At 65.4% G+C, this 23,193-nt stretch carries 22 protein-coding genes; 4 read left to right on the top strand and 18 right to left on the bottom strand.

Going from position 1 to position 23,193, the window contains the following annotated elements; all coding sequences use genetic code 11:
* The first annotated feature begins 150 nt into the window (after positions 1–150).
* Positions 151–375, top strand: coding sequence for a hypothetical protein (locus ABFP37_RS19935; RefSeq protein ID WP_078026862.1), 225 nt, complete (start codon positions 151–153; stop codon positions 373–375).
* Between the two features lie 92 nt (positions 376–467).
* Here the strand turns inward: ABFP37_RS19935 and ABFP37_RS19930 are convergent, their stop codons facing one another.
* The 14 genes from ABFP37_RS19930 to ABFP37_RS19865 all read right to left on the bottom strand — a co-directional run bounded on the left by ABFP37_RS19930 (position 468) and on the right by ABFP37_RS19865 (position 16,309).
* Positions 468–1,961 (bottom strand): CoA-acylating methylmalonate-semialdehyde dehydrogenase, encoded by a 1,494-nt coding sequence (locus tag ABFP37_RS19930; RefSeq protein WP_347034684.1) that lies wholly within the window; start codon positions 1,959–1,961, stop codon positions 468–470.
* Positions 1,962–1,963: 2 nt separating this feature from the next.
* The gene (locus tag ABFP37_RS19925) at positions 1,964–2,989 is read right to left on the bottom strand and encodes a Gfo/Idh/MocA family oxidoreductase (protein WP_347034683.1); all 1,026 of its coding nucleotides are present in this window, start codon (positions 2,987–2,989) and stop codon (positions 1,964–1,966) included.
* Entirely contained in the window at positions 2,986–3,873 is an 888-nt protein-coding gene (locus tag ABFP37_RS19920) for a sugar phosphate isomerase/epimerase (protein WP_347034682.1), read from the bottom strand. Before ABFP37_RS19920 ends, ABFP37_RS19925 begins: the two co-directional genes overlap by 4 nt.
* Positions 3,870–4,655 carry an SDR family oxidoreductase gene (locus ABFP37_RS19915; RefSeq protein WP_347034681.1) on the bottom strand — a complete coding sequence of 262 codons (786 nt, stop codon included), beginning with the start codon at positions 4,653–4,655 and terminating at the stop codon, positions 3,870–3,872. Before ABFP37_RS19915 ends, ABFP37_RS19920 begins: the two co-directional genes overlap by 4 nt.
* 2 nt (positions 4,656–4,657) lie before the next feature.
* Positions 4,658–5,671, bottom strand: coding sequence for an inositol 2-dehydrogenase (gene iolG / locus ABFP37_RS19910; RefSeq protein ID WP_347034680.1), 1,014 nt, complete (start codon positions 5,669–5,671; stop codon positions 4,658–4,660).
* Positions 5,672–5,764: 93 nt separating this feature from the next.
* Complete coding sequence (locus ABFP37_RS19905) at positions 5,765–6,697, bottom strand: hydroxyacid dehydrogenase (protein WP_347034679.1); 933 nt, start codon at positions 6,695–6,697, stop codon at positions 5,765–5,767.
* Between the two features lie 79 nt (positions 6,698–6,776).
* Positions 6,777–7,802 (bottom strand): LacI family DNA-binding transcriptional regulator, encoded by a 1,026-nt coding sequence (locus ABFP37_RS19900; protein ID WP_347034678.1) that lies wholly within the window; start codon positions 7,800–7,802, stop codon positions 6,777–6,779.
* Positions 7,803–7,804: 2 nt separating this feature from the next.
* Positions 7,805–9,016: a Gfo/Idh/MocA family oxidoreductase gene (locus ABFP37_RS19895; protein ID WP_347034677.1), complete on the bottom strand. Its 1,212-nt coding sequence runs from the start codon at positions 9,014–9,016 to the stop codon at positions 7,805–7,807.
* Positions 9,017–9,041: 25 nt separating this feature from the next.
* Positions 9,042–9,815 carry an aldolase/citrate lyase family protein gene (locus ABFP37_RS19890; protein ID WP_347034676.1) on the bottom strand — a complete coding sequence of 258 codons (774 nt, stop codon included), beginning with the start codon at positions 9,813–9,815 and terminating at the stop codon, positions 9,042–9,044.
* The gene (gene iolD / locus ABFP37_RS19885) at positions 9,812–11,761 is read right to left on the bottom strand and encodes a 3D-(3,5/4)-trihydroxycyclohexane-1,2-dione acylhydrolase (decyclizing) (protein ID WP_347034675.1); all 1,950 of its coding nucleotides are present in this window, start codon (positions 11,759–11,761) and stop codon (positions 9,812–9,814) included. The genes ABFP37_RS19890 and iolD overlap by 4 nt, the downstream gene beginning before the upstream one ends.
* A gap of 32 nt (positions 11,762–11,793) precedes the next feature.
* The gene (locus ABFP37_RS19880) at positions 11,794–13,224 is read right to left on the bottom strand and encodes an aldehyde dehydrogenase family protein (RefSeq protein WP_347034674.1); all 1,431 of its coding nucleotides are present in this window, start codon (positions 13,222–13,224) and stop codon (positions 11,794–11,796) included.
* Positions 13,225–13,255: 31 nt separating this feature from the next.
* On the bottom strand, positions 13,256–14,182 hold the full coding sequence (locus ABFP37_RS19875; RefSeq protein ID WP_347034673.1) for an ATP-binding cassette domain-containing protein: 927 nt from the start codon (positions 14,180–14,182) through the stop codon (positions 13,256–13,258).
* Between the two features lie 12 nt (positions 14,183–14,194).
* Complete coding sequence (locus tag ABFP37_RS19870) at positions 14,195–15,235, bottom strand: ABC transporter permease (RefSeq protein ID WP_347034672.1); 1,041 nt, start codon at positions 15,233–15,235, stop codon at positions 14,195–14,197.
* Between the two features lie 78 nt (positions 15,236–15,313).
* On the bottom strand, positions 15,314–16,309 hold the full coding sequence (locus ABFP37_RS19865; RefSeq protein ID WP_347034671.1) for a substrate-binding domain-containing protein: 996 nt from the start codon (positions 16,307–16,309) through the stop codon (positions 15,314–15,316).
* A 250-nt stretch (positions 16,310–16,559) separates the two neighbouring features.
* On the opposite strand from ABFP37_RS19865, the gene ABFP37_RS19860 reads away from it, so the two are divergent.
* Positions 16,560–17,453, top strand: coding sequence for a sugar phosphate isomerase/epimerase family protein (locus ABFP37_RS19860; protein WP_347034670.1), 894 nt, complete (start codon positions 16,560–16,562; stop codon positions 17,451–17,453).
* Here the strand turns inward: ABFP37_RS19860 and ABFP37_RS19855 are convergent.
* Positions 17,450–18,367: a DUF817 domain-containing protein gene (locus ABFP37_RS19855; RefSeq protein ID WP_347034669.1), complete on the bottom strand. Its 918-nt coding sequence runs from the start codon at positions 18,365–18,367 to the stop codon at positions 17,450–17,452. The genes ABFP37_RS19860 and ABFP37_RS19855 overlap by 4 nt on opposite strands.
* Positions 18,368–18,635: 268 nt before the next feature.
* Between ABFP37_RS19855 and ABFP37_RS19850 the strand changes: the two genes are divergently transcribed.
* Together ABFP37_RS19850 and ABFP37_RS19845 are read left to right on the top strand one after the other, a co-directional pair.
* Positions 18,636–19,208 (top strand): MOSC domain-containing protein, encoded by a 573-nt coding sequence (locus ABFP37_RS19850; RefSeq protein WP_347034668.1) that lies wholly within the window; start codon positions 18,636–18,638, stop codon positions 19,206–19,208.
* 94 nt (positions 19,209–19,302) lie between these two features.
* Entirely contained in the window at positions 19,303–19,698 is a 396-nt protein-coding gene (locus ABFP37_RS19845; protein WP_347034667.1) for a type II toxin-antitoxin system VapC family toxin, read from the top strand.
* Between the two features lie 90 nt (positions 19,699–19,788).
* Here ABFP37_RS19845 and purU read toward each other — a convergent pair whose 3' ends face one another.
* From purU to ABFP37_RS19830, 3 genes are read right to left on the bottom strand one after another with little or no spacing between them, the layout of a single operon-like run.
* Positions 19,789–20,742, bottom strand: coding sequence for a formyltetrahydrofolate deformylase (gene purU / locus ABFP37_RS19840; RefSeq protein ID WP_347034666.1), 954 nt, complete (start codon positions 20,740–20,742; stop codon positions 19,789–19,791).
* A complete protein-coding gene (gene cycA / locus ABFP37_RS19835; protein WP_347034665.1) occupies positions 20,739–22,211 on the bottom strand; it encodes a D-serine/D-alanine/glycine transporter in 1,473 nt (490 codons plus the stop codon). Before cycA ends, purU begins: the two co-directional genes overlap by 4 nt.
* Positions 22,201–23,034 carry a methylenetetrahydrofolate reductase gene (locus ABFP37_RS19830; RefSeq protein ID WP_347034664.1) on the bottom strand — a complete coding sequence of 278 codons (834 nt, stop codon included), beginning with the start codon at positions 23,032–23,034 and terminating at the stop codon, positions 22,201–22,203. Before ABFP37_RS19830 ends, cycA begins: the two co-directional genes overlap by 11 nt.
* Positions 23,035–23,193: the final 159 nt, after the last annotated feature.

The following is a 23,193-nucleotide window of genomic DNA, read 5'->3' as shown; positions in this document are numbered from 1 at the left end:
CGCCAGACACCACGGCCGGCCACCCCCGCCCCATCAGAGAATGCCGGGCAACCCCTCTCGAACCACCGCTTTCCGCCTCTCCGGGTACGCCCGGCCCCGGAAGCCTCTGCCGCTGAGAGCCCGGCACATCCCGACGAGAAAGAGACCACGATGATCAAGCGCCACTCGGACGTCGTCCTGGAAATCACCGCCCACGACCCCGACACCGTCGAAAACGACCTGAACGCCGCCGTAGAGATCGTCCGCCAACAAGCCATGAAGGAATCCCGCCACGGCATCCTCGTTACGCAGCACGGATACACCAGCTACACCGTCGCTGTAAGCCGCGATGTCCCCTACGGACAGACACACGAACGGCGCGAGCAGCCGGCCTAAAGACAACCGCAACTCAGGTAAGAACGGCAGGCGGGAACGGACGACGGCGGGACCTCCCGCCGTCGTCCGCTTGCGTTTTGTACGTTCCCCGGTCAGCTGGACGGGAAGTTATACGAGGCGCCGGAGGCGTGGTCCGCTTCGGGCCAGCGTGACGTGATGACCTTGCCGCGGGTGTAGAAGGACACGCCTTCCGGGCCGTAGATGTGCTTGTCGCCGAACAGCGACGCCTTCCAGCCGCCGAAGGAGTAGTAGGCCACCGGGACGGGCAGCGGCACGTTGATGCCGATCATGCCGACGTCGACGGAGCGCTGGAACTTGCGGGCCGCGGCACCGGACGAGGTGAAGATGGCGGTGCCGTTGCCGTACGGGTTGGCGTTGATGAGCCTAATGCCCTCCTCCAGGTCCTCGACCCGGACCACCACCAGGACCGGGCCGAAGATCTCCTCCTGGTAGGCGGTCATTTCGGTCTTGACGTGGTCAATGACCGTGGGGCCCACCCAGAAGCCCTCTTCGTGGCCGGGAACCACGAGGTCGCGGCCGTCCACCACCATGGCGGCTCCGGCGGCTTCGGCCTCGGTGATGGTCCTGACGATGAAGTTCCTGGAGTCGGGGCTGATGACGGGGCCCATGTCGGCGCCCGGAGCGGTGCCGATATCCACCTTGACGTCCAAGGCGCGCTCCTTGACTTTCTTGACCAGCAGGTCGGCGGCGTCACCGACGGCGACGGCCACGGAGATGGCCATGCAGCGCTGGCCGGCCGAACCGAAGGCGGCGGCGGCGAGGTGGTCGGCCGCGTTGTCGAGGTCGGCGTCGGGCATCACAATGGCGTGGTTCTTCGCACCGCCCAGGGCCTGGACGCGCTTGCCGTGCGCCGTGGCGGTTTCCATGATGTGTTTGGCGACCGGCGTGGAGCCGACGAACGAGATGCCGTCCACGTCCGGGTGGCTTAGGAGGCCGGAGACGACCTCGCGGTCGCCGTGCAGCACCTGGAAGACACCGTCGGGAAGACCCGACTGCTTCCAGAGCCTCGCCAGCAGCATTGCTGCCGAGGGCACCTTGTGGGAGGGCTTGAGGATGAAGGCGTTGCCGGTGGCAATGGCCATCGGAGCCATCCACAGCGGCACCATCACCGGGAAGTTGAACGGCGTGATCCCGGCGACGACGCCGATCGGCTCACGGAAGGAGAACACGTCGATGCCGGTGGACACCTGGTCCGAATATTCCCCTTTGAGCAGCTGCGGAATGCCGCACGCGAACTCGATGACCTCCAGGCCGCGACCGATCTCGCCCTTCGCGTCGGAGAGGACCTTGCCGTGCTCGGCGGTGATCAGCTCGGCCAGCTCGTCCACATGGGAAGCGACGAGTTCCCGGAACTTGAACAGCACGGCCGTCCGCTTGGCCAGGGAGATGTCGCCCCAGGACTCCGCGGCCGTCTTTGCGATGGCAACAGTGGTGTCAAGGTCTTCGCGGTTGGCCAGCCGCAGCTCCGCGCTAACCACGCCTGTCGCGGGGTTGTAGACCGGCTTGGTGCCGGATCCTGTGCCTGCGGCCTCGGCGCCGCTGATGAAGTGGTTGATGATGGTCATGCTTATCGCTCCTGTAGTAGGTGGTGTTCCACGGCGTGCACCGGTTCGACGCTCCGCGGGAGTCCTGTGGCGAGGGATTCGTGGATGGCAAGCCGGACGGCCAGGTTTTGCTCGGTGAGTTCCCGGTGGATGACCTCATGGCCTGAGCTGCGGGCCCAGACGCTGAACCTTTCGATTTCCACTTTGAACGGGTCTTCGGTGATATCGAAGACCTCGGTGCTGCCGTCCCTGAGCGAAACGGTTACTCGGGCCGGATCCCCGGGGTCCGGGTCAAAGGCCTTGTCGAGCGTGATGTGGCCCTTGGTGCCGATGATCTGGAACGTATTGGTACGGGGCCCTTCGAAGCCGCAGTCAAAGGTGCCGATGACTCCGTCGTAATCCAGGATCCCGGCGACGGTGGTCTCGACAGGGTCCGCCGGACTTGTCCCCTTGGCGTAGACGCTGACCGGCGCCCTGCCCATGACCATGTTCATGATGTCGATGGCGTAGCACCCGACGTCGTTGATGGCACCGCCTTCAAGACCTGTTTGCAGCCGGACCTCTCCCGGGCTGCGGTCCATGACGAAGTGGAAGCGGGCGTGCATTGAGACAATGTCGCCGATCCGGCCTGCGTCGAGGAACTCCCGGACTTTCTGGTGCTGCGGATGGAACCGGTACATGAATGCTTCCATCAGGTTCACCTCGTTCCGCTCACAGGCCTCGACGACGCGTGCGTAGTCTTCAAGGCTCCCGACCAGCGGCTTCTCGCAGAGGATGTCCTTGCCTGCCTCGGCTGCCGCGACAATCCATTCGGCGTGGAGTCCGTTGGGGAAGGGCAGGTAGACGGCCTCGATGGCCGGATCGGCAAGCAGTTCTTCGTGGGATGCGTAGGCGGCCGGGATGCCAAAGCGGGCGGCCACGTCGGCGGCGCGCCCGTTGGGGCTGCTGACGGCCGAAACGGCGGCGTTACGGGCCTTATGCATCGCGGGCAGGAACCGGTCCTGGGCGATGCGGGCGGTGGTGAGAACGCCCCAACGCACGGCGCTCATGTGACCAGCCCGGCTTCCAAATGCCGGAGAAACGCCACGGACTGCCGGACATCCCGCACCGGGCCTTCGCCGGGAGGTTCGGTTTCCAGGATGGTGTCCTGTTCCATCGTGAACCAGCCGCCGTACCCCGCTTCAAGGAGGTTCCGGACGATGCCGGCGATTCCGACGTCGCCCTGTCCCAGCGGGACATACATTCCGGTCTTGACTCCGTCGGTGTAGGAGATTTCACCGTTCTGGACCCGTTCCGCGACGGCCCTGCGCACGTCCTTGAGGTGCGTGTGGCCGATCCGTGAGGCGTAGTCGCGGGCCAGTTGCCCGGGGTCCGTGCCGCCGATGAGGAGGTGGCCGGTGTCCAGGCAAAGGTTGGCGGCGGTGTCGTTCAGGACGCGGTTGACGTCCGACGTCGTCTCGATCATGGTGCCCACGTGGGGATGCACCACTGCCTGGATGCCCTGATCGGCGGCGGCCTTGACGATGGTGTCCAGGTTGCGGCCGAACAGGTTCCAGCCGTCGGCGTCGAGCTCGTGGCGCTGGTCATAGCCGGCCACGCCGGTTTCCGCAGCCAGCACCATGATGCTGGCCCCTGCTGCCTGGTAGGCGTCCAGTTCTGCCGAGACCGCTTTGAGCGGGTCCTTGGCGGCATCATGCAGGATGATCGGGAAGAATCCTCCGATGGCCTGCAGGTTGTGCCGCTGGAGTACCTCAGCGCGCGCGGTGGCTTCCTCCGGCAGGAAGCCCGCCGGGCCGAATTCGGTCGCGGTGATGCCCAGTGCGGTCATCTCTGACAGGACGCGGTCTGCCTCCAGTTGGTGCCCCCACCCGGGGACTTCGCACACGCCCCAGGAAATAGGCGCGGCGGCGAGGCGGCTGGTGATGGTGCTCAATCTGATCCTCCAAGTACGTTCTGGTCCCAGTCAATGACCGAGCCGGTGACCACTCCGCTCCTGCTGGAGAGGAGAAAGACTACAAATTCGGCGATCTCGTCCACTTGTCCGAGCTTGCCCATCGGCACGGAGGCGTTGGCCTTTTCAAGCCAGTCGTCGCCTGCGCCGTGAAATTTCCGTTGGGTCTGTTCTTCACCGTCCGTGGCCGTCCAGCCGATGTCCAGGCCGTTGATCCGGATCCTGTCCCAGCGATGGGCGTGTGCGGCGTTCCGGGTGACACCGGCCAACCCGGCCTTCGCCGCGACGTACGGTGCCAGATACGGCTGGCCCCCGAGTTCGGCGATGGAGATGACGTTCAGGATGCTGCCGGGAGCTTTGCGCTCACGGAGGTGCTTGACCGTTTCGGCCATGATGAAGAACGGCGATTTCAGGTTGACGGCGATGTGCGCATCGAACAGTTCCGGTGTTGTATCCAGCATGGTTCCGCGGGTGGTCAGGCCGGCGGCATTAACGGCGCAGTCAAGCCGCCCGAACACGGAGATGGTTTCCAGCACCGAGTTCCTGGCCTGTTCGACGTCGGCCAGGTCGGTTTTGATGAAGCGGGCCGCGACGCCGGACTTCGTCAGTTCGGCGGCCAGTTTTTCGCCCGTGTCGGCGTTGCGCCCGGTCACTGCGACTCCGGCGGCGCCTTCGGCCGCTGCCCGGCGGGCAATGCCCGCACCCAGGCCCTGGGTGCCGCCGCTGACAAGGACAACCTTGCCTTCGAGGAGTGGGCCGTTCATTCTTACTCGTCCCCGATTTTGACGACGCGGCCGGACCTGGCGGATTCCTCGGCCGCGTTGGCGAGGACGAGGGCCATGACCCCGTCATCGAAGCCGGGGCTGCAGCTGGTTCCTTCGCGGATGGACCGCGCGAAGCAGTCCAGCTCATTGCGGTAGGCCTGGCCGTAGCGCTCCAGGAAAAACGGCAGGTAGGCATCGGACTCTTCGGTGCCCGCGGCGCTGTACTTCCGCACGGTGGTGGGAGCCATGTTGCCGGCAGTCAGCAGCCCGTCGCTGCCGAATGCTTCCAGCCGCTGGTCGTGGCCGTAGGCACTGTGGCGGGAATTGATGATCGTGATTTGCTCACCGCCGCGGCCGCGCAGGTTGATGACAACCGAATCGAAGTCTCCGGCCTCTTCGATGTAGCCGCAGAACAGATTCGAGCCGGTGGCGGAAACTTCGATGATGTCCGGGACGAAGAACCGGGCCATGTCCAAGTCATGGATGCTCTGGTCCCGGAAGATCCCGCCGGATGTCGCAATGTACTCCTTGGGCGCGGGCGCGGGGTCCCGGCTGATGATGGTCAGCTGCTCCAGGCGGCCGATTTCTCCGGACTCAACCCGTGAGCGGAGCGAGGCGAAATTCGGGTCGAAGCGGCGGTTGAACCCGAGCATGAGCGGGGTCCTGGTGCCGCGGATCTCATCCCGGCACACGCGGACCCGGTCAATGTCCAGATCGATGGGTTTTTCGCACAGGGCGGCGACGCCGGCGGCCATTGCCCGGGAGATCAGCTCCACGTGGGTGTTCGTGGGCGAACCGATGATGATGGCGTCCAGGTCGTCGTTGGCGAAAACCTCATCAGCGGTTTCCACGGCCTGCGCTCCGGTCGTGGCCGCGAGGGCCTGCGCGCCCTTGATAAACGGGTCGGCGATCCAGGCCAGTTCCAGGTCAGGGTGGGCGGCAATGTTCCGGGCGTGGACCTGGCCGATGCGGCCGGAGCCGAAGAGCGCAACCTTGAGTGGTCGGTTAGCGGACATGGGTGGGGGTCCTTTCGTGTTTCCCGCCGGCGGATGATTCGCCTGCGGTTGGTTGAGGGTGGTTGATCATGACGGCGGCGTCCCCGCTGTTCGTCACGGTGCGGCTACCGCGGCCGGGGAACGGCCGGCCAGGACATCCACGACGCCCTTGGCGGCGTCACGGACCGTGTGTACCATTCCCTGGCGCGTGAAACCCATCAGGTGGGGCGTCAGGACGACGTTCTCGTGATCAAAGACGTCGTGGTGAGCCGGCGGTTCGGGATCATAGACGTCCAATCCGAGACCGGCCATGTGCCCTGAGAGAAGAGCCGCGTGGGCTGCGTCCAGGTCCACGAGCCCGCCCCTGCTGCAGTTGACGAGGATAGCCCCGGGAGGCATCAGTGCTATGCGTTCGGCGTTGATGATGTTGTGGTTTTCCGGCGTCAAAGGCACGTGCAGGGTGACGAAATCGCTCCGGCTCAGCAGTTCTTCAACAGTTTCGCAGCGGATGCCGGCGGGGACGTCTGCGAACGGATCAAAGGCCAGGACTTTGAGGTCAAAAGCCTCGGCGATCCGGGCGACGCGGCGTCCGATGCGGCCGTATCCGATGATGCCCAGGGCGAATCCCTCCAGGTCGCCGACGGCCACCGCAGACCTTTCCTCCCATCGGCCGTCCCTGACCAGCGACGTCAGCGTCGACAGCTTCTTCACGAGCGCCAGGAGGTGGGAGAAGACGCCTTCAGCGACGGACGCTGTGTTGCTGCCGGGCGTGATCACCACGGGGATGCCGCGGCGGTTCGCCTCTGCGACGTCGACGAGGTCGGTCCCGACCCCGGTCCTGGCGATCACCTTCAGGGCGGGCATGCGGTCAAGCAGCTCACGGTCCACCCTGTAGGCGGCGCGGACTATTGCGGCGTCGGCCCGGGCGAGTTCCTCATCGGTGGGGTCATGGATCATTTGTTGGTGAGGAGCCAGTAACGGTTCGACCAGACCGGCCTCGACGCTGCCAAGAGCTACGACTATTTGGGGTGTGGTTAGGGAAGCCATCGTCATCCTTGAAGATGTGAGGGTGCACTCCCGCGAGGGCATGGGAGCCCGCGGGGTGACGATATGGGTGTGAAGGGGGTTAGATGCCGAGCAGGCTGGACTTGCGTATCACCAGGTGGGGGACGATGGGCTGGTGGATGAAGCCTCCGCCGGCGTCGCGGTCCTGGATGCGTTTCAGGAGCGTTTTCGCCCCGGCAACGCCGATGCCCGAACTGTCCGGGTCAACGGTGGTCAGTCCCAGCCGGGGCATGGCACCGAGCGCGATGTTGTCGTAGCCCGTGATCGCGACCTGAAGTCCGCGTTCGTCGGCTGCGGCCATGGCACCGAAGGCGGCGAGGTCGTTGATGCACGCCAGCGCCGTGGGGCGCTGGTGCTTGGAACGGGACGAGCTCAGGGCCCTTTGGGCAGCGACGTAACCGGATTCCTGGAAGAAATCGGCGTCGACGACGTGGATGTGGCGGGCCAGCCCGTGTTCTTCCATGGCGGCGGAATATCCGTCCACGCGCGCCCGGCCCACCGAGCCCCCCAGCCCGCCAAGATGCGCGATGTTCTCGTGCCCTTGGGCGATCAGGTGCTCAACAACCATGCTCATGCCAAGGGTATCGTCACTGCGGACCACATCGGCGGTGTCGATGTAGTCCGGTCCGCCCCCGGCAAAGACCACGGCTCCGCCGGCGACTGCCCGGTTGAACGGTGCCTTGTCGGGCACCGTTCCGACCACGAGCAGGCCTGCCACGCGCAGGTCCCGGAACGCCTGGAGGATGGATTGGTCCACTCCCCTGCCGGCAGCCGTCACCGCGCTGAAGAGGACTGTGTATCCGGCCTCTTCCAGAACGGTCCGGGCGGCGTCGGCTACGTCAAAGGCCCAAGGGTTGTGCATGTCGCTGACCAGCACGCCGATGGTTCCGCTGTCCCGTGTTGCCAGGGACCGGGCTGCGAGGTTCAGCTCGAAACCCATCTCCTCAACAACCTTGAGCACCCGCTGGCGGCGCTCGTCACTGACGCGCGGTGAGTCGCGCAGGACGAGCGAGACCAAGGATTTGGAGACGCCGGCACGTTCGGCCACATCCTTGATCGTTGGCCGCCGGGCGGATGCAGTCGCCATTGCTACACCCGCGCTGCCGTGGTGCCGTGGATTTCCTCGATCTTCTGCCACTGTCCCGAGAGCGAGGATGCTTCCGCCGCGCTGACGATGGCAGCCGCGGAGGCAGCATCATGGATGTTGGAGTTTTCCTGGGCCCCTCCTGCGACGGCGACGAGGAACTTCTTCGCCTCGATGATCTTGAGGTCATCGAAGCCCATGCTGTTGCCGGGTCCGGGCTGGAAGTTGGCGTAGTCGCCGTAACGGGGGCTGGCGTTGACGGTGGTGTAGCCTTGCTCCTCGTTGCTGCGTCCCAGGCAGACCTTGAGCTCGTTCATGCGCTCAAAGTCCCATTTGAGGGAACCTTCGGTTCCGTAGACCTCGATCTGGTAGCCGCACTCGGGGCCCACGGCGACGCGGGAAGACTCGATGGTGCCGACGGCGCCTGCGCCGCGGGCGGACGGGCCGAAGCGGACCAGCGCTGCTGCGTAGTCCTCATTTTCAACCTCTCCCATTTCACCGTTTTCGATCACTGCGAAGTGTGTTGCCGACCCCATGGCGAGCTTTGGCCGCTGCGTGTAGACCGTGCTGGTGAGCGCAGTGACCTCGGCGATGGGTCCGACTACATACTGGCACAGGTCGGTGGCGTGGCTGAACAGGTCGGCCAGCACGCCGGTGCCGGCGAGTTTACGATCGAAACGCCAGGAAAGTGCACCGTTGGGTTCGGAGGCGTAACCCGAGAAGAACACCGCACGGACGTTGGTCACCCGCCCCAAGCGCCCGGCGGCGATGAGTTCCCGTGCGTGCTCCACGGCGGGGGCGTGCCGGTAGTTGTATCCGATGGAGGTCAGCACTCCTGCCTCCACTGCCGCTTCCTGCACGGCGGCTGTTTCTTCGTGGCCGCGTCCGACCGGCTTTTCGATCCAAAAGTGCTTTCCTGCTTTGGCGGCCGCGATGCCGATCTCTGCGTGGAGGAAGTTGGGTGCGCAGATGGACACGACGTCGACGTCGGGGTGGTTGAGGACATCGTGGTAGTCGGCGGTTCCCTCGGCATATCCGAGGACGTCACGGGCGAACTGGACCCTGCTGGGTTCAGTGTCAGCGGCGATGACGAGCTTTGTCTTCAGGCCAAGTTCGGGGTAGACGTACGGTACTGCCTGGTAGGCCCGCGAATGGAGCTTTCCCATCCATCCGACGCTGATGAGGCCGACGCCGATGGTGCGAGATTCTAGGCTCACGTTCTTGCCTTTCGTTCGTTGTTAGTCAGTTGCGGGCGGTTTCGAAGGCGTCACGGAACGCCGCCGCCATAATGGTGGAGTCGGAGCCGATGGCGACGAACCGGAAGCCCTGGCGGACATACTTGGCAGCTCCCACGCCGTCCACGGCAAGGATTCCTGCCGCCTTGTTGTGAAGCTGCGCCGCGGATACGACGCGCTGCAGGGCCTCCTGGAAGACGTTGCTGTCCAGCTGAAGAGGGACCCCCAGCGCGTAGGAGAGGTCCAGGGGTCCGACGAAGAGGACGTCGACGCCGTCCTGCGCGGCGATCTCCTCGACGGCCTCCAGCGCTTCCAGGGTTTCGATCTGGATGACCCCGAGGGTTTCCTGGTCCGGTTCGGTGAGCGTGCGGCGGTCCATGCCCCAGCGGCAGGCGCGGTTGTAGGTGGCCACGCCGCGGTCGCCGTAGGGCGGGTACATCATGTGCCGGACGGATTCGGCGGCCTGGTCCACTGTGGTCAGCCGTGGAACCATGATCCCGGCGGCTCCCTGGTCCAGGACGCGGCCGATGCGGATCCGGTCGCCGGACTCGACCCGCACGATGGTCGGGACGCCGTAGCTTCCGGCCGCAACGACCCCGTCCCTGACCGCGTCTTCGCCTCCGGAGCCGTGTTCAAGGTCGATCAGCACCCAGTCGGCGCCTGCCGCTGCGCAGACTTCGGCGGCCGTGGCCGACGACATGCCCACGAAGGTGCCGACGGTGACTTCGCCTTCGGCGAGGCGCCGGCGCAGGAGCCCTGAATTCAGTGGTCCGTGGCTCATCCGAACCACCGCTGGCGGCCGCGTGCCTGCTCATATTCGGCGCGGAGGGTGTTGACCCATTCCTGGCCGGACACCTCCGCGGGGGCAACGTCCCACCAGACGTCACCGCCGGGCAGGTCGACGTGAGGGACCGTGGGCACCACAATGACTACCGGGCCCTGGGTGTCCCTGGTCGAGGTCAGCGCCTCGCGGACCTCGGCCGCCGTGGTGGCTCGGATGGCGAGGGCGCCCAGGCCTTCGGCGACCTGGCGGAGGTCGACCTTGAGGTAATCGCCGTCGAGCCGTGCCTTCGGGGCGTCCTCCGCGGCGACGCTGCCGCCGGTGGTGCGGTACCGGAATTCGTTGCCGAACTCACGCCCGCTGCGGTTCATCTGCAGCCGGTGGATGACCTGGTAGCCGTGGTTTTCAGAGACGATGACCGTGACGTTCAGGCCTTCCTGGGCTGCTGTGAGGATCTCCGTGGGTGCCATGAGGAAGGTGCCGTCGCCGATGAAGGTGACGACGCGGTTGTCGTTGTTGCCTTCGGCGAGCCGGACGCCCATGCCTGCGGCGATTTCGTAGCCCATGCAGGAGAATCCGAATTCCAGGTGGCAGTTGCGGTTCCCTGTCGCGTCCCACACCTTCTGCAGGTCGCCCGGAGGCCCGCCTGCAGCAGCGATGACCGTGTCGCCGGAGCGTGCGTGCTCCTGCATGAGTCCGATCAGCTGCGGCTGGGTGAGGACCGCTTCGGTGACGGGTGCGTGCGGGTGATCCTTAGGGTTGTAGGCGGTGTTTGCGTCCAGCCACTGGGTGCGGATGGGGGCCCAGAGGGCTTTTTCCGTCTGGACCGTGTCCTGCCAGGCTTCGCTGGTGCTGTGCCCCTCGAGCGCCAGGGCGAGGGCTTCGAGTCCGAGGCGGGCATCCGCGAGGATTCCGGTGGCACCTTGCTTGCGGGTATCGGCGTCCACGACGTTCAGTGCTGCGAACTTGACGTTGTCGTGTTCGAAGATGGACTGCGAGCCGGTGGCAAAGTCGGTAAGGCGTGTTCCCACACTGAGTACGAGGTCCGCCTGCTTGACCAGGGTGTTGGATGCGAAATTGCCTTCAAGTCCAACACCGCCCACCTGCCACCATTCGTCCTTGGCGACGGCGCCCTTGCCGCCGAACGTTTCCACTACCGGGATTCCGACCTGGCCCGCCAGGCGTGCCAGCGCAGCGTGGGCATCCGAGTAGTGGATGCCGCCGCCGGCGATGATCACCGGACGCTCAGCCGAGCGGATGAGCCGGGCGACGTCGTCGACCTCTTCCGGGTCTGGCAGCGGACGCCGGATCTTCCAGTCCCTGGGGGCAAAGAAGTCTGCGGGGAAATCGTACGCGTGGGATTGCACGTCCTGGGGAAGTGAAATGACCACGGCACCGGTGTCAGTGGGGCTGGTGAGGACGCGCATCGCCTGCGGAAGGGCGGTGAGGAGCTGCTCGGGACGGGTGATCCTGTCGAAGAACCGGGAGACCGGGCGGAAGGCGTCGTTGACGGTTGCGTCAGCTTCGGTCGGGTGCTCAAGCTGCTGGAGGACCGGGCCCTGGTGGCGGGTGGCGTACGTGTCGCCGGGCAGGAGCAGGAGCGGGACCCGGTTGACGGTGGCCAGTCCCGCCGCGGTCACCAGGTTCAAGGCGCCGGGACCGATCGACGCGGTGACGGCCAGGACGGACTGGCGGCGGCTTGCCTTGGCGTACGCGGTCGAGATGTGTGCCATGTACTGTTCGTGGCGGCCCTGGATGAAGGGCATGTCATCGGCCAGTTCGTCGAAGGCCTGGCCGAGGCCGGCGACGTTGCCGTGCCCGAAAATCCCGAGTGCCGCGGGGACGAGGCGGCGGCGGACGCCGTCGGTGACGGAGTGTTGGACGGACAGGTATTTAACGACCGCCTGTGCGGTGGTCAGTCGGATGGTCTGCGAGTTAGTGGTCATGGTCATTGCCTTATTCCAGTAGTCGGCGGGGTTTACCAGGGGCGTCCGTGCAGTACGACCGTTTTTTCTTCGGTCATTTCCTGCACAGCGGAGCGGACGCCTTCCTTGCCGATGCCGCTTCCCTTGAGTCCCCCGTAGGGCATGAGGTCGGCACGCCACAGGGGTGTCCAGTTGATATGGATATTTCCGGCGTCGATCTGCCGCATGGCCCGGACCGTTCCCGCTACGTCGCTGGTGAAGATTCCCGCGCCGAGCCCGTAGTCGTTGTCATTGGCCAGGGCGATGGCGGTTTCGATGTCGTGGGCCGAGGTAACGGCGACGGCGGGACCGAACAGTTCGTTCCGGCTCAGATTCGACCTCGGGTCGACTCCAGCGACGACGGCGGGAGTCACCACCGCGCCGTCACGTTGACCGCCGGTTAGGACCCGGGCACCGGAATGGCGGGCCTCCGCAATCGATGCGTGGACGCGGGAGGCTTCCTCCTCGGAGATCAGCGACCCAAGCCGTGTGTCATCTTCCTTGGGGTTGCCGACGGCGATTGCCTCGACCTTGGGTACGAGCGCATCGAGGAAATCCGCTTCGACGCGGCGGTCGACGATGACGCGCTGCACCGAGATGCATACCTGGCCGGCGTTGATGAAACCGCCTGCCGCCACGGCGCTGGAGGCAAGCTCAATGTCCGCGTCCGGGAGGATGATCACCGGGCATGAGGCTCCAAGCTCCAGGGACAGCTTCTTGACGCCGGCGATCGAGCTGATCCGGGTGCCGGTGGCAGTGGACCCGGTGAAGGAGACTTTCCGCACCCGCGGATCGGTGACCAGCACATCGCCCAGGGTGCTGCCGGGACCGGTCAGGACGGACAGCGCCTCCGGCGGAAGACCGGCGTCGACGAAGCACTGAGCCAGCTTCAACGCGGTCAGCGGGGTCGCGCGGGCCGGCTTCAGCACCACGGCATTGCCGGCAGCCAACGCCGGTGCGATCTTGTGCAGCACCAGCAGCGCGGGGTAGTTGAACGGCGTGATGGCGACGACGATGCCCACTGGCTGCCGGAGGGTAAAGCCGATCTTGTCCAGGCCCGTGCCGGCGTTGGCATCCAGGGGAAGGGTCGAGCCGTACAGCTGGCTTCCTTCGTGGGCTGCGAGGCGAATGATGTTCCCCGACCTGCTGGCTTCTCCCCGGGCCTCCGTGATCGGCTTGCCGGTTTCCGCGCTGATGGTCTGTGCGATGTCTTCAGCGCGCTCATCGGCCAACGCCGCGGCGCGGAGGAGGATATCCACCCGCACGTGGGCCGGAGTGGACCTCTGCAGGCGGGCGCCGATCTCGGCGCAGTCGAGGGCAGCCTGGGCGTCCTGGACCGTTGCAATGGGGACCGTGTCAATGATCCGGCCGTCAAAGGGGGACCGGACTTCCTCAGTCCTGCCGTCGGCGGCACCGCGCCAAGTTCCGGCGATTAGCATGTGCATGGTTGCTCCATCTGGTTGTGAACGTTTGCGCTCAGTGGCGCCTGGTGGTGCTTTCGTACGCTGCGTCAGCGACGTCGGCCACTTCGGCCTGGACTTCCTTGACGATCTCGCTGTGGCCGCCGAGCTGTTCGAGTTCGTGGGCGAGTTCCGCGAGTTCGGCGCCGCCGGCCATCTGGGCGGTGAGTTCGTCGAGGGTGATGTCCTTCTTGTCGTAGTAGCCGATCGATTTGCCGCGCTTGAGCAGCAGGAACCGGTCACCGACCGGGAAGGCGTGGTGCGGGTTGTGGGTGATGAAGATGACTCCGAGGCCGCGGTCGCGGGCCTGCAGGATGTAGCGCAGCACCACGCCGGACTGCTTGACGCCGAGGGCCGCGGTGGGTTCGTCCAGGATCAGGACCTTGGCCCCGAAGTAGACGGCGCGGGCGATCGCGACGCACTGGCGTTCACCGCCGGAGAGCTGGCCGATGGGCTGTTCGACGTCGCGGAGGTCGATGCCCATGTCGGCAAGTTCCTTCTTGGTGATGTCCTTCATCTTCTGGACGTCCATGCTCTTGAACGGACCAAATCCGCTGGTCAGTTCCGAGCCGAGGAAGAAGTTCCGCCAGATGGGCATCAGCGGGACGACGGCGAGGTCCTGGTAGACGGTGGCGATGCCGGCGTCCAACGCGTCGCGGGGTGAGCCGAATTTCCGCTCCTCCCCCATGATGTGGAGCACGCCTTCGTCGTGCTGGTGCAGCCCGGCGATGATCTTGATCAGGGTGGATTTGCCGGCGCCGTTGTCACCCAACACGCAGGTGACGCGGCCGTTGTCCACGGCCATGGTGACGTCGGTCAGCGCCACGATGTTGCCGTAGTGCTTGCCGACGTTCTCCAGCGAGAGGAGGTGCACGGGGGTGTGGGTCAGCGGGTCCTTCTCGTCCTTGAGGAGCTGCTGCTGGTCGAACTGTTTGGCGTTCATTTCTCCGGCCCCTTACTTGAGCTCTGCGCGGCGCTTGACGATCAGGTTCACGATGGTGGCCAGGAGCAGCATCAGGCCCAGGAAGAACTTGAACCAGTCCGGGTTCCACTGGGCGTAGACGATGCCCTTGTTGGCCATGCCGAAGATGAACGCGCCGATCGCGCCGCCCACGGCCGAGCCGTAGCCGCCGGTGAGGAGGCAGCCGCCGATGACCGCGGCGATGATGTAGAGGAATTCGTTGCCCACGCCTTCGCCGGACTGGACGGTATTGAAGGCGAACAGGTTGTGCATGCCCAGGATCCAGCCGCAGAAGCCGACCGCCATGAACAGGCCGATCTTGGTCTTGGTGACCGGCACGCCCACGGCGCGGGCCGCATTGGCGTCCCCGCCGGAGGCGAAGATCCAGTTGCCCACCTTGGTGCGCAGCAGCACCCAGGACGCCACCGCAACCAGGGCGATCCAGATGAACACCGTGATCGTGACATCCACGCCGGCGATTTTCACCGTCGAGGCGAAGAGCACGCGTGCGGCGTCGAAACCGTCGAGATCGGAAACAGAAGGTGTCGCCACGGCTCCGCCGATCATGCGGGTCAGGCCGAGATTGAGTCCGGCCAGCATGAGGAAGGAGGCCAGGGTGACGATAAAGCTGGGGAGCTTTGTTTTGACGAGGATCCATCCGTTGATGAACCCGATGCCCAGGGATACCACGAGAGCAAAGGCGACTCCGACCCAGACGTTGGTGCTGAAGTACCAGGAAAACATGGATGCGGAAAGGGCGGAGGTGATGACTGCCACGCCGGTGGAGAGGTCAAACTCGCCACCGATCATCAGCAGGGCGACCCCCACGGCCATGATGCCGATCGTCGAGCTGCCGTACAGGACGGTTGCCAGTGAACTGGGCTGCAGAAAAACGGGGGCGATGGCGGAGAAAAATACGAAGAGCACAAGGGCTCCGACGAGGGCGCCGATTTCGGGCCGGACAAGTAGTTTCTGGAGGGGGTTTCGGGCGCTGACGCGCTCGTCAGTTGCAATGGTGAGGACGGCATTGGCCATGATTGTTTGACTCCTTTGTCGTGGGGTGCCGGGCACAGCTGCCAGGGCGCCCGGCATCCCACAGATATTTCTTGCTGGTTAGCGGATGCCTGCCTGCGCGAACTTGGAGACATCGGCTGCGTTGCTCTTGTCGATGACGGCAGGGCCGGTGTAGACCTGCTGGCCGCCGCCGACTTTGAAACCGCCAACTTTGCTCAGCCAGATGGCGTCAACGCCGCCGTAGCCCTGCAGGTAGGGCTGCTGGTCGACCGTGAATTCCACGCTTCCGTCTTCGATGGCCTTCGCAAGTTCACCGTTCAGGTCGAAGGATGCGACCTTGACCTTGCTTCCGGTTTCCTTGACGGCCTTGACGATGGTCAGCGTGAAGGGGGCGCCGAGGCCGACGATGGCGTCGGCGTCCGGGGTGGACTGGAGCTTCGCGCTGACCGTCGAGGAAACGGAGGTCATGTCGGCACCGTTGACGTTGAGGATCTCCGTTCCGGGGACGTTCTCCTTGACTCCGGCGCAGCGGTTCTCAAGCCCCACGTGGCCCTGTTCCTGGATCACGCAGATCGGGTGCTTGATGCCTTCGGAGGCGAGTCGCTGTCCGACAGTGACGCCGGCGAGCTTATCGCTCTGCCCGAAGTGGGTGAAGGCGCCGATGGCTTTGGACTGGTCTTCACCGGCATTGATGCTGACGACAGGAATGCCGGCGTCCACCGCCTTCTTTACCACGTCCTTGAGCGCCTGGGGCTTGGCGAGCGTGACCACTATGCCGTCCACCTTCTGGTCGATGGCCTGCTGCACCAGCTGCGCCTGGCGGCCGCCTTCGGCGTCACCGCTGTAGAGAAGCTCGACGTTGTCCTTCTTGGCAGCGGTTTCGGCTCCCTTCCTAACGATGTCCCAGAACGTATCGCCGGCAGCGGCGTGCGTGATCATCGCGACCTTGAGGCGCGCGGTGTCCGCGACCTGGCCGCCTCCCCCGCCGGTGCTTGCCGGTTCCGTCCTGCCGCCGCCACTTGAGCATGCCCCCAATGCCAGAAGCGGTACGACGGCCAGAGCCATAGCGCCCCTGCGCCAACTGAATTTTGCCACGTGAAATCTCCTTTGATTCGCGCCATTTTCGACCGTCGTGAACGCTTCGGTCACATGCCAAGGCATGGAGCGAAATGCGGAGGCCGCTGATGTGTGAACGGATGCGATCCATCTCTCTGAGTGGAACGGTCCAACCCTAAAACACTGGGAATAAGGAAGTCAATAGACCGTTCCAATGGATTGTGGTTTCATACTTAGACGCATTCATTTGCATCGGGCGGCGGCCCTCAATTTGCTTCAAAGGAGAACTATGGCCAGGACCCCCACCCCGGAACTCGTCGCATCCTGCTGGACCAGTGCCGGCGATGCCCTTCCGCTGCAAAACCCCGAGACAAGTCCCGTGCCAATCACGGATCGGTTGGACGCGATGGCCTCGACAGGATGGTCAGGCTTTGGACTCGCCCATGACGACCTGGCCGCGGCACGCTCAACATTGGGCTTTCCGGCCTTGCGGAGGCTCATGGACGACGCCGGCTTCCGCCATGTTGAAGTTGAACTCCTCAGTGACTGGTGGGACGAGAACCTCTCCTACCGTTGGCGTCCCCAGTTCGACCTCCTCCTTGATGCCGCCGAGACGCTCGGCGCCCGGTTCATTAAGGTCGGAACTGCCCTTGGCCAGCCCCTGGATGACCTCGACTTCCTGGTGGATTCCCTCCGGCGCCTGACGGCTGAGGCCGCGCTGCGGGGTACCCGGATTGCCCTTGAACCGATGCCGTTCTCGATGGTCGGACGGATTCCGGCGGCGGCCGACCTCATGCGAAAGGTCGGCATGCCCGAATGCGGGTTGGTCATTGACTACTGGCACGTTTTCCGCGCAGGAACCACCCTGGAAGAGCTGTCCGGCAGCCTCGACGCTGATCAGATTTTCGGGGTGGAACTCAATGACGCAGATGCCGAAGTTCGGGGCTCACTCTTCGAGGACACACGAGACAACCGCCGGCTGTGCGGACAAGGCGACCAGGATGTCACCGGGTTTATCCGCACAATGCAGTCCGTTGGCTTCGATGGCCCCTGGGGCGTGGAAATCCTGTCTGCGGAACATCGTGCACTTCCCGTTCCGGAGGCCCTGCGGCACGCCTACACCACGGCGTTGGCCTGCTTTCCGGAACGGACGACGGCGGGAGGTCCCGCCGTCGTCCTCTAGCTTTCCGCGGTGCCCGCCGGGACGGCCGGCGCCTCGCCGGTGTCTGAAACCTCAGCCCGCTCAGGCCCTTCCGGCGGCTCCGGCTTGTAGACCCACGCCACCAGCACCACCGAGATGATCATCAGCAGGAACCACGAGACCAGTTTGTCGGGCGAGACCATGTGCCAGCCGTTCACCTGGCTCGGGTAGAGCCACGCCCCGGACCAGGTGGCGATGTTCTCGGCAATCCAGATGAACAGCGCCACCAGGAGGAACGCCAGGACCAGCGGCATCCGGAACCGCCGGCGGAACACGCGGAAATGCATCACGCACCGGCCGAAGAGGACCACGACGGCGGCCAGCAGCACCCAGCGGGCGTCGGCGATGTAGTGGTGTGTGAAGAAGTTCGCGTAGATGCCCGCGGCCACGATCGCCGTGACCCACCGCCGCGGATACGCCGCGAAACGCAGGTCGAAGAGGCGGTAGACGCGCACCATGTAGGAACCAACGGCCGCGTACATGAAGCCACTGAAGAGCGGCACCGCCCCGATCCGGAGGAAACCGTCCGCCTCGTACGTCCACGACCCGACGTCGGTCTTGAACAGTTCCATCACCGTCCCCACCAGGTGGAAGAGGACAATCACCCTGAGCTCCCGCACGGTTTCCAGCCGCGTGGCGACCATCAGGATCTGGATCACGATCGCGGCGAGGGTCAGGAAATCGTTCCTGGCCAGTGCGGCGTCATCCGGATACCAGAGCCGCGCCGCGAAGATCACGGCGAGGAGCGCGGTGCCGAAGATGCACGCCCAGGCCTGTTTGAGGCCGAAGACCGCGAACTCCACGAGCCTCGAACGGATGCCGCTCGCCGGGGCGTTGTCGAGCAGCCGGTGGGCACGCTCGTCGATCCGGTGCTCTACGGACGTGAAGCTGCGCATTGGTACCCCGTTCCCCCGCCACGAGTGGCAATGTGTTTTCCTCGCACCACCGCCGGCGGCCGTTTGGTGCGGCCGGCGCGATGGCGCGCAATCCACGGTATCCCACAGCCCTGCCATGGTTAGCTGCAGCGGACAGGTGGCCAGGGACCGGACTTCGGCATCGGCATCGGCATCGGCATCGGCATCGGCATCGGTGACGATCCTCCCGACCAGCCGGGCGTGCCGCCGGCGGTGTGCCGGGGTCCCGCAATGGGGATAGTTTTGGAGCATGACCGCTGCCTACAGGTACGACGTCGAGATGCTGCATCTTCTGGTCTCTCCGGCGCACGCCTACTTTGGCCGCGCCCGCGAGGGTGCGGCGGACGTCCCCACGACCGATGCCGACCGGGTCGAGGTGGTGGCGGGCAACGGCATCGTCGGTGACCGGTTCTTCGGCAAGGCCGCGCACATGGATGCCGCCGTCACCGTGTTCGCCATCGAGGCGCTCGAAGCCATGGCCGCGGAGCTGGGCGTAGCCCCCTTCGACCCCCTCCTTACGCGGCGCAATGTGGTCCTCAGGGGAGCCCATCTGGCTCCGCTGATTGGCCAGGACTTCGCGCTGGAATCGGGCGGGGACCTGGTGCGGCTGAAGGCCGGGCGGCCTGCCCACCCCTGCGCCTGGATGGACCAGAGGCTGGCTCCGGGCGCGCACAAGGCCATGCGCGGGCGGGGCGGCGTGCGCTGCCAGCCGCTCTCGGACGGCGTTCTGCACCGCGGGCCGGCCGTGCTGATCAGCCCCGTGCCGCTTGACCCCGGGCGCGCAGGCGAGGCCACCATGCTGCGGCCGTCCCGGCTGCCGTAGTCAGGCGGCACTGCCGCCACGGAGAACGGACGACGGCGGCACATCCCGCCGGACTGACAGACGCGGGAATGCGACGTGGGCGAAAATGGGGTCCATGACTCGGTATGTGATCACCCCGGATACGGCGTTGCGGCTCGCCCAGGACCAGACTGCCACCGGCGACGAATGCCAGCTGGTGGCCCCGACGCTTCTCCGCTCGCAGGTCCTTTCGCTCCTCTACCATGCAGTGCAGCGTGGCGAGTTATCGAAGGCGGACGCCGCCCGGCAGCTCGACTATGTGCGGGCCCTGCGCATCCGGCTGCTCGGCGACCGGGTTCTGCAGGCCGCCGCCTGGAAGGTGGCCGACCAGCTCGGCTGGCCCGACACCCTCGACGCCGAATACATCGCCCTGACCCAGCTGCAGGCCGATGCCCTGGTCACGCTGGACGGACAGCTTGCCCTGGCGGCCCGGGGGCTGGTCACGGTCGAACCGATCGAAGCGCTGTACTGATCCGCCTCCTGTGACTCCTCGGCTCCTTGTCGGCCTCGGAGATGGGGTTCCGTCCGGGTCCGCGCGCTCGCCGGCCCGGACGGAACCGCGCTATCGCAAAATGACGGTGCGGTTGCCGAGCAGCAGGATCCTGCCTTCGCAGTGCCAGCGGACGGCGTTGCGGAGGGCCGCGCATTCGGCGTCGCGGCCGACGGCGACCAGGTCGTCGGCCGTGTACGTATGGTCCACGTCGATGACCTGCTGCGCAATGATCGGCCCCTCATCTAGTTCGGCGTTGACGTAGTGCGCCGTGGCGCCCACGGTCTTTACGCCGCGTTCATAGGCCTGGTGGTACGGCTTAGCACCCTTGAAGCTGGGCAGGAACGAGTGGTGGATGTTGATGGTCCGTCCTGCCAGCTTGGCCGAAAGCCCGTCACTGAGGACCTGCATGTAGCGGGCCAGCACCACGAGTTCCACGTCGAGTTCGTCGACGAGTTCCAGGAACCGGGCTTCGGCGTCGGGCTTGGTGTCCTTCGTGACCGGCAGGTGGAAGAACGGGATGCCGTGCCACTGGACCAACGCCTCCTGCTCGCGGTGGTTGGAAACCACGGCGACGATCTCCACCGGAATGTCGCCGGTGCGCGCCCGGAAGAGCAGGTCATTGAGGCAGTGGCCCATTTTGGACACCATCACCAGGACGCGGCGTTTGCGGCCGTGCGGCTCCAGCTTCCAGTTCATCTGCCACTTCTCCGCCACCGGCGTGAAGTCCCGGCGCAGCTCCTCCGTACCGAAGGACTCCTGCGCCGAAGACTCCTGTGCTGACGCCTCCGGCGCCGCGGGCTCCCGCGCCGCGGAGAAATGGACGCGCATGAAGAAGTGCCCCTGCGCTTTGTCCCCGTACTGCTTGATGTCGATGATGTCGCAGCCGTGGCTGAGCAGGAATCCCGAGACCGCGTGGACGATGCCCCGAGACTCGGCACAGTCGACGGTCAGAACATGCTCCACCGCGGCCTGAGGTTCCTCCGCTTTCCGGACCGGATGGTGCAGGGTCGGTGCGGTGCTCATTTCTTCACGTTTCCGAATTCCCGCGCGGCGGCTGACTCATGCGCCAGATCCTCGGTGAGTTCGGCCTGGAACGTCGCGTAGCGGGCCAGGTGCGCCGGGCGCCGGCGCAGCACCAGCCAGGCGGCGCCGAGCAGGATGAACCACACCGGCGTGACCAGCAGCGCCGTCAGGGTGTCCGGCTGTGTGGTCAGCGTCCACAGCACGAAGGCGAAGAACGCGAAGACCACCCAGACCATGGGGACGCCGCCCGGCATCTGGTACTTCGACGCCTCGTGCAGGTGCGGGCGGCGCCGGCGGAAGGAAATGTAGCTGGCCAGAATGATGGACCACACGAACACGAAGCAGACGGCGGACACGGTGGTCACCATGTCGAAGGCCTTGCCGATGTCCTGCCCCGCGTACATCAGCACCACGCCGGAGAGCAGGAGGACGCAGGACAGGAACAGGGCATTCTGCGGGACCTTGCGGCGCGACAGCGCGCTGAAAACGGACGGAGCGTCACCCTCCTGGGCCAGCCCGTACACCATGCGGGACGTGGAGTAGATGCCGGAGTTGGCCGAGGACATGGCCGAGCTGAGCACCACCAGGTTCACCACCGTGGCGGCGGCACCCAGGCCTGCCAAGGAGAACATGGCGATGAACGGGCTGTGGCCGGCCCGGAACTGGGTCCAGGGCGTGACGGACATCAGAATGATGAGGGCGCCCACGTAAAAGAGCAGCACACGGATGGGGATGGAGTTGATGGCCTTGGGCAGGTTCTTCTCCGGGTCCTTGGCCTCTGCGGCCGTGGTGCCCACCAGTTCAATGCCCACAAAGGCGAAGACTGCAATCTGGAAGCCGGCCACGAATCCCATGAACTCGTTCGGGAAGAAACCGCCGTGGCTCCACAAGTTCGTGAAGGTGGCAGGGCCGGCGTCGGACTGGAACCCGCTGAAAATCATGAACAGGCCCACCACGATCAGTGCCGCGATGGCGATGATCTTGATCAGCGCGAACCAGAACTCCGTCTCGCCGAACGCCTTCACCGTGGTGAGATTCAGGAGCAGCAGGATGGCCACGGTGGCCAGGCCCGGGATCCAGAGCGGAAGCCCCGGCCAGAGTTCCTTCGAATAGCCGGCGATGGCGATGACGTCCGCGATGCCCGTGATCACCCAGCAGAACCAGTAGGTCCAGCCCGTGAAGAAGCCGGCCCAGGGGCCCAGGAGGTCCGCCGCGAAATCGCTGAAGGACTTGTAGTGCAGGTTGCTCAGCAGCAGTTCGCCCATGGCCCGCATGACGAAGAACAGCATGAAGCCGATGATCATGTAGACGAAGATGACCGAGGGCCCTGCCGCGGAGATGGTTTTGCCCGAGCCCATGAAGAGGCCGGTGCCGATGGCGCCGCCAATGGCGATCAGCTGGATGTGCCGGTTGCTGAGCTGCCGCTCAAGATGCGGCGTTTGCTGGGAAGTTACGGTTTCAGTTGTCACGTGCTGCTCCTCGAATCAATGCTTGCTGGAGTGCTGATGATGTTGCCGCCTGACCCGGGCCGCCGGGAACCGAATCAAGGCTGTTGAAGCTGTAGAGATGGATGCCCGCGACGCTGCCCGGCTGGCTTTCCAGTCCGGACACGAGGCCCTCTGGCGAGTAGCGGTCGCCGCTCAGGAGTTTGCGGGCCAGCGGGCCTTTGCGGCTAAGGAACCTGAGGGAACTTCCGACGCCGATCTGCGTCGCCAGGGAGACCAGCTTGGTCCGCGGAACGGACCCGGCCACGCCCGCCCAGACGGGCAGCCGCACGCCTTCGCGGCGCAGGAGCGCCGTGTAGTCAAGGATTTTCGGCACGGAGAAACACATCTGCGTGACAACGTGCGACGCCAGGTGCTGCTTGGCCAGCAGGGAGTCCAGCACGTCCACGGGGCCAACGGAAGGGTGACCCTCCGGGTAGCCCGCGACACCTGCCCGCATCATTCCGCCGGAGTACTGCGCGATGTCTTCCAGCACCGGAAGGGCGGACACGTACGGGCCTGCCGGCTGCTTCCGGTCTCCGCCGATCACGAACACTTCGCCGATGCCGGCAACGTCGCAGTCGCGCAGGATTCCGGTGAGGTCGGCACGGCTGTGCAGGCTCCGCGCCGCGAGATGCGGGATCACTTGGTAGCCGAGCACGCTCAGCTGGACGGCCGTGCGCATGGTCCGCTCGATGCCGTGATGGGGCAGGCACGTCACGGTGAGCGTGGTGGTCACGGGCACCAGGGCCGTGACCCGCTCAACGATTCCTTCCGAGGGGATGATTTCTATTCTGACGGGGAACATCTTTGGTCCTCTCTGAACATCAGGGTGGGTCTGGAAAGTCAGGCCGAGGCCGCGAGCAGTGAGCTGGCTTCCTGGCGGGTGGTTCCGGAGGACTCGATGTGGGCGAGTTCGGCCGGGATGTCCCAGCCCTTCTTGCGCATCGCGGTGGCCCAGAGCCGG

It is taken from the genome of Burkholderia sp. RS01 (assembly GCF_039748055.1).
In the GTDB taxonomy this organism is placed as follows: domain Bacteria; phylum Actinomycetota; class Actinomycetes; order Actinomycetales; family Micrococcaceae; genus Arthrobacter.
This window is presented reverse-complemented; position numbering and strand designations above follow the sequence as displayed.

What these genes read in the sequence shown, in the direction of transcription:
- ABFP37_RS19935 (WP_078026862.1), top strand. Translation starts at nt 151, where the DNA reads ATGATCAAGCGCCACTCGGACGTCGTCCTGGAAATCACCGCCCACGAC.
- ABFP37_RS19930 (WP_347034684.1), bottom strand. Translation starts at nt 1,961, where the DNA reads ATGACCATCATCAACCACTTCATCAGCGGCGCCGAGGCCGCAGGCACA.
- ABFP37_RS19925 (WP_347034683.1), bottom strand. Translation starts at nt 2,989, where the DNA reads ATGAGCGCCGTGCGTTGGGGCGTTCTCACCACCGCCCGCATCGCCCAG.
- ABFP37_RS19915 (WP_347034681.1), bottom strand. Translation starts at nt 4,655, where the DNA reads ATGAACGGCCCACTCCTCGAAGGCAAGGTTGTCCTTGTCAGCGGCGGC.
- iolG (WP_347034680.1), bottom strand. Translation starts at nt 5,671, where the DNA reads ATGTCCGCTAACCGACCACTCAAGGTTGCGCTCTTCGGCTCCGGCCGC.
- ABFP37_RS19905 (WP_347034679.1), bottom strand. Translation starts at nt 6,697, where the DNA reads ATGGCTTCCCTAACCACACCCCAAATAGTCGTAGCTCTTGGCAGCGTC.
- ABFP37_RS19900 (WP_347034678.1), bottom strand. Translation starts at nt 7,802, where the DNA reads ATGGCGACTGCATCCGCCCGGCGGCCAACGATCAAGGATGTGGCCGAA.
- ABFP37_RS19890 (WP_347034676.1), bottom strand. Translation starts at nt 9,815, where the DNA reads ATGAGCCACGGACCACTGAATTCAGGGCTCCTGCGCCGGCGCCTCGCC.
- iolD (WP_347034675.1), bottom strand. Translation starts at nt 11,761, where the DNA reads ATGACCACTAACTCGCAGACCATCCGACTGACCACCGCACAGGCGGTC.
- ABFP37_RS19880 (WP_347034674.1), bottom strand. Translation starts at nt 13,224, where the DNA reads ATGCACATGCTAATCGCCGGAACTTGGCGCGGTGCCGCCGACGGCAGG.
- ABFP37_RS19875 (WP_347034673.1), bottom strand. Translation starts at nt 14,182, where the DNA reads ATGAACGCCAAACAGTTCGACCAGCAGCAGCTCCTCAAGGACGAGAAG.
- ABFP37_RS19870 (WP_347034672.1), bottom strand. Translation starts at nt 15,235, where the DNA reads ATGGCCAATGCCGTCCTCACCATTGCAACTGACGAGCGCGTCAGCGCC.
- ABFP37_RS19860 (WP_347034670.1), top strand. Translation starts at nt 16,560, where the DNA reads ATGGCCAGGACCCCCACCCCGGAACTCGTCGCATCCTGCTGGACCAGT.
- ABFP37_RS19855 (WP_347034669.1), bottom strand. Translation starts at nt 18,367, where the DNA reads ATGCGCAGCTTCACGTCCGTAGAGCACCGGATCGACGAGCGTGCCCAC.
- ABFP37_RS19850 (WP_347034668.1), top strand. Translation starts at nt 18,636, where the DNA reads ATGACCGCTGCCTACAGGTACGACGTCGAGATGCTGCATCTTCTGGTC.
- ABFP37_RS19845 (WP_347034667.1), top strand. Translation starts at nt 19,303, where the DNA reads ATGACTCGGTATGTGATCACCCCGGATACGGCGTTGCGGCTCGCCCAG.
- purU (WP_347034666.1), bottom strand. Translation starts at nt 20,742, where the DNA reads ATGAGCACCGCACCGACCCTGCACCATCCGGTCCGGAAAGCGGAGGAA.
- ABFP37_RS19830 (WP_347034664.1), bottom strand. Translation starts at nt 23,034, where the DNA reads ATGTTCCCCGTCAGAATAGAAATCATCCCCTCGGAAGGAATCGTTGAG.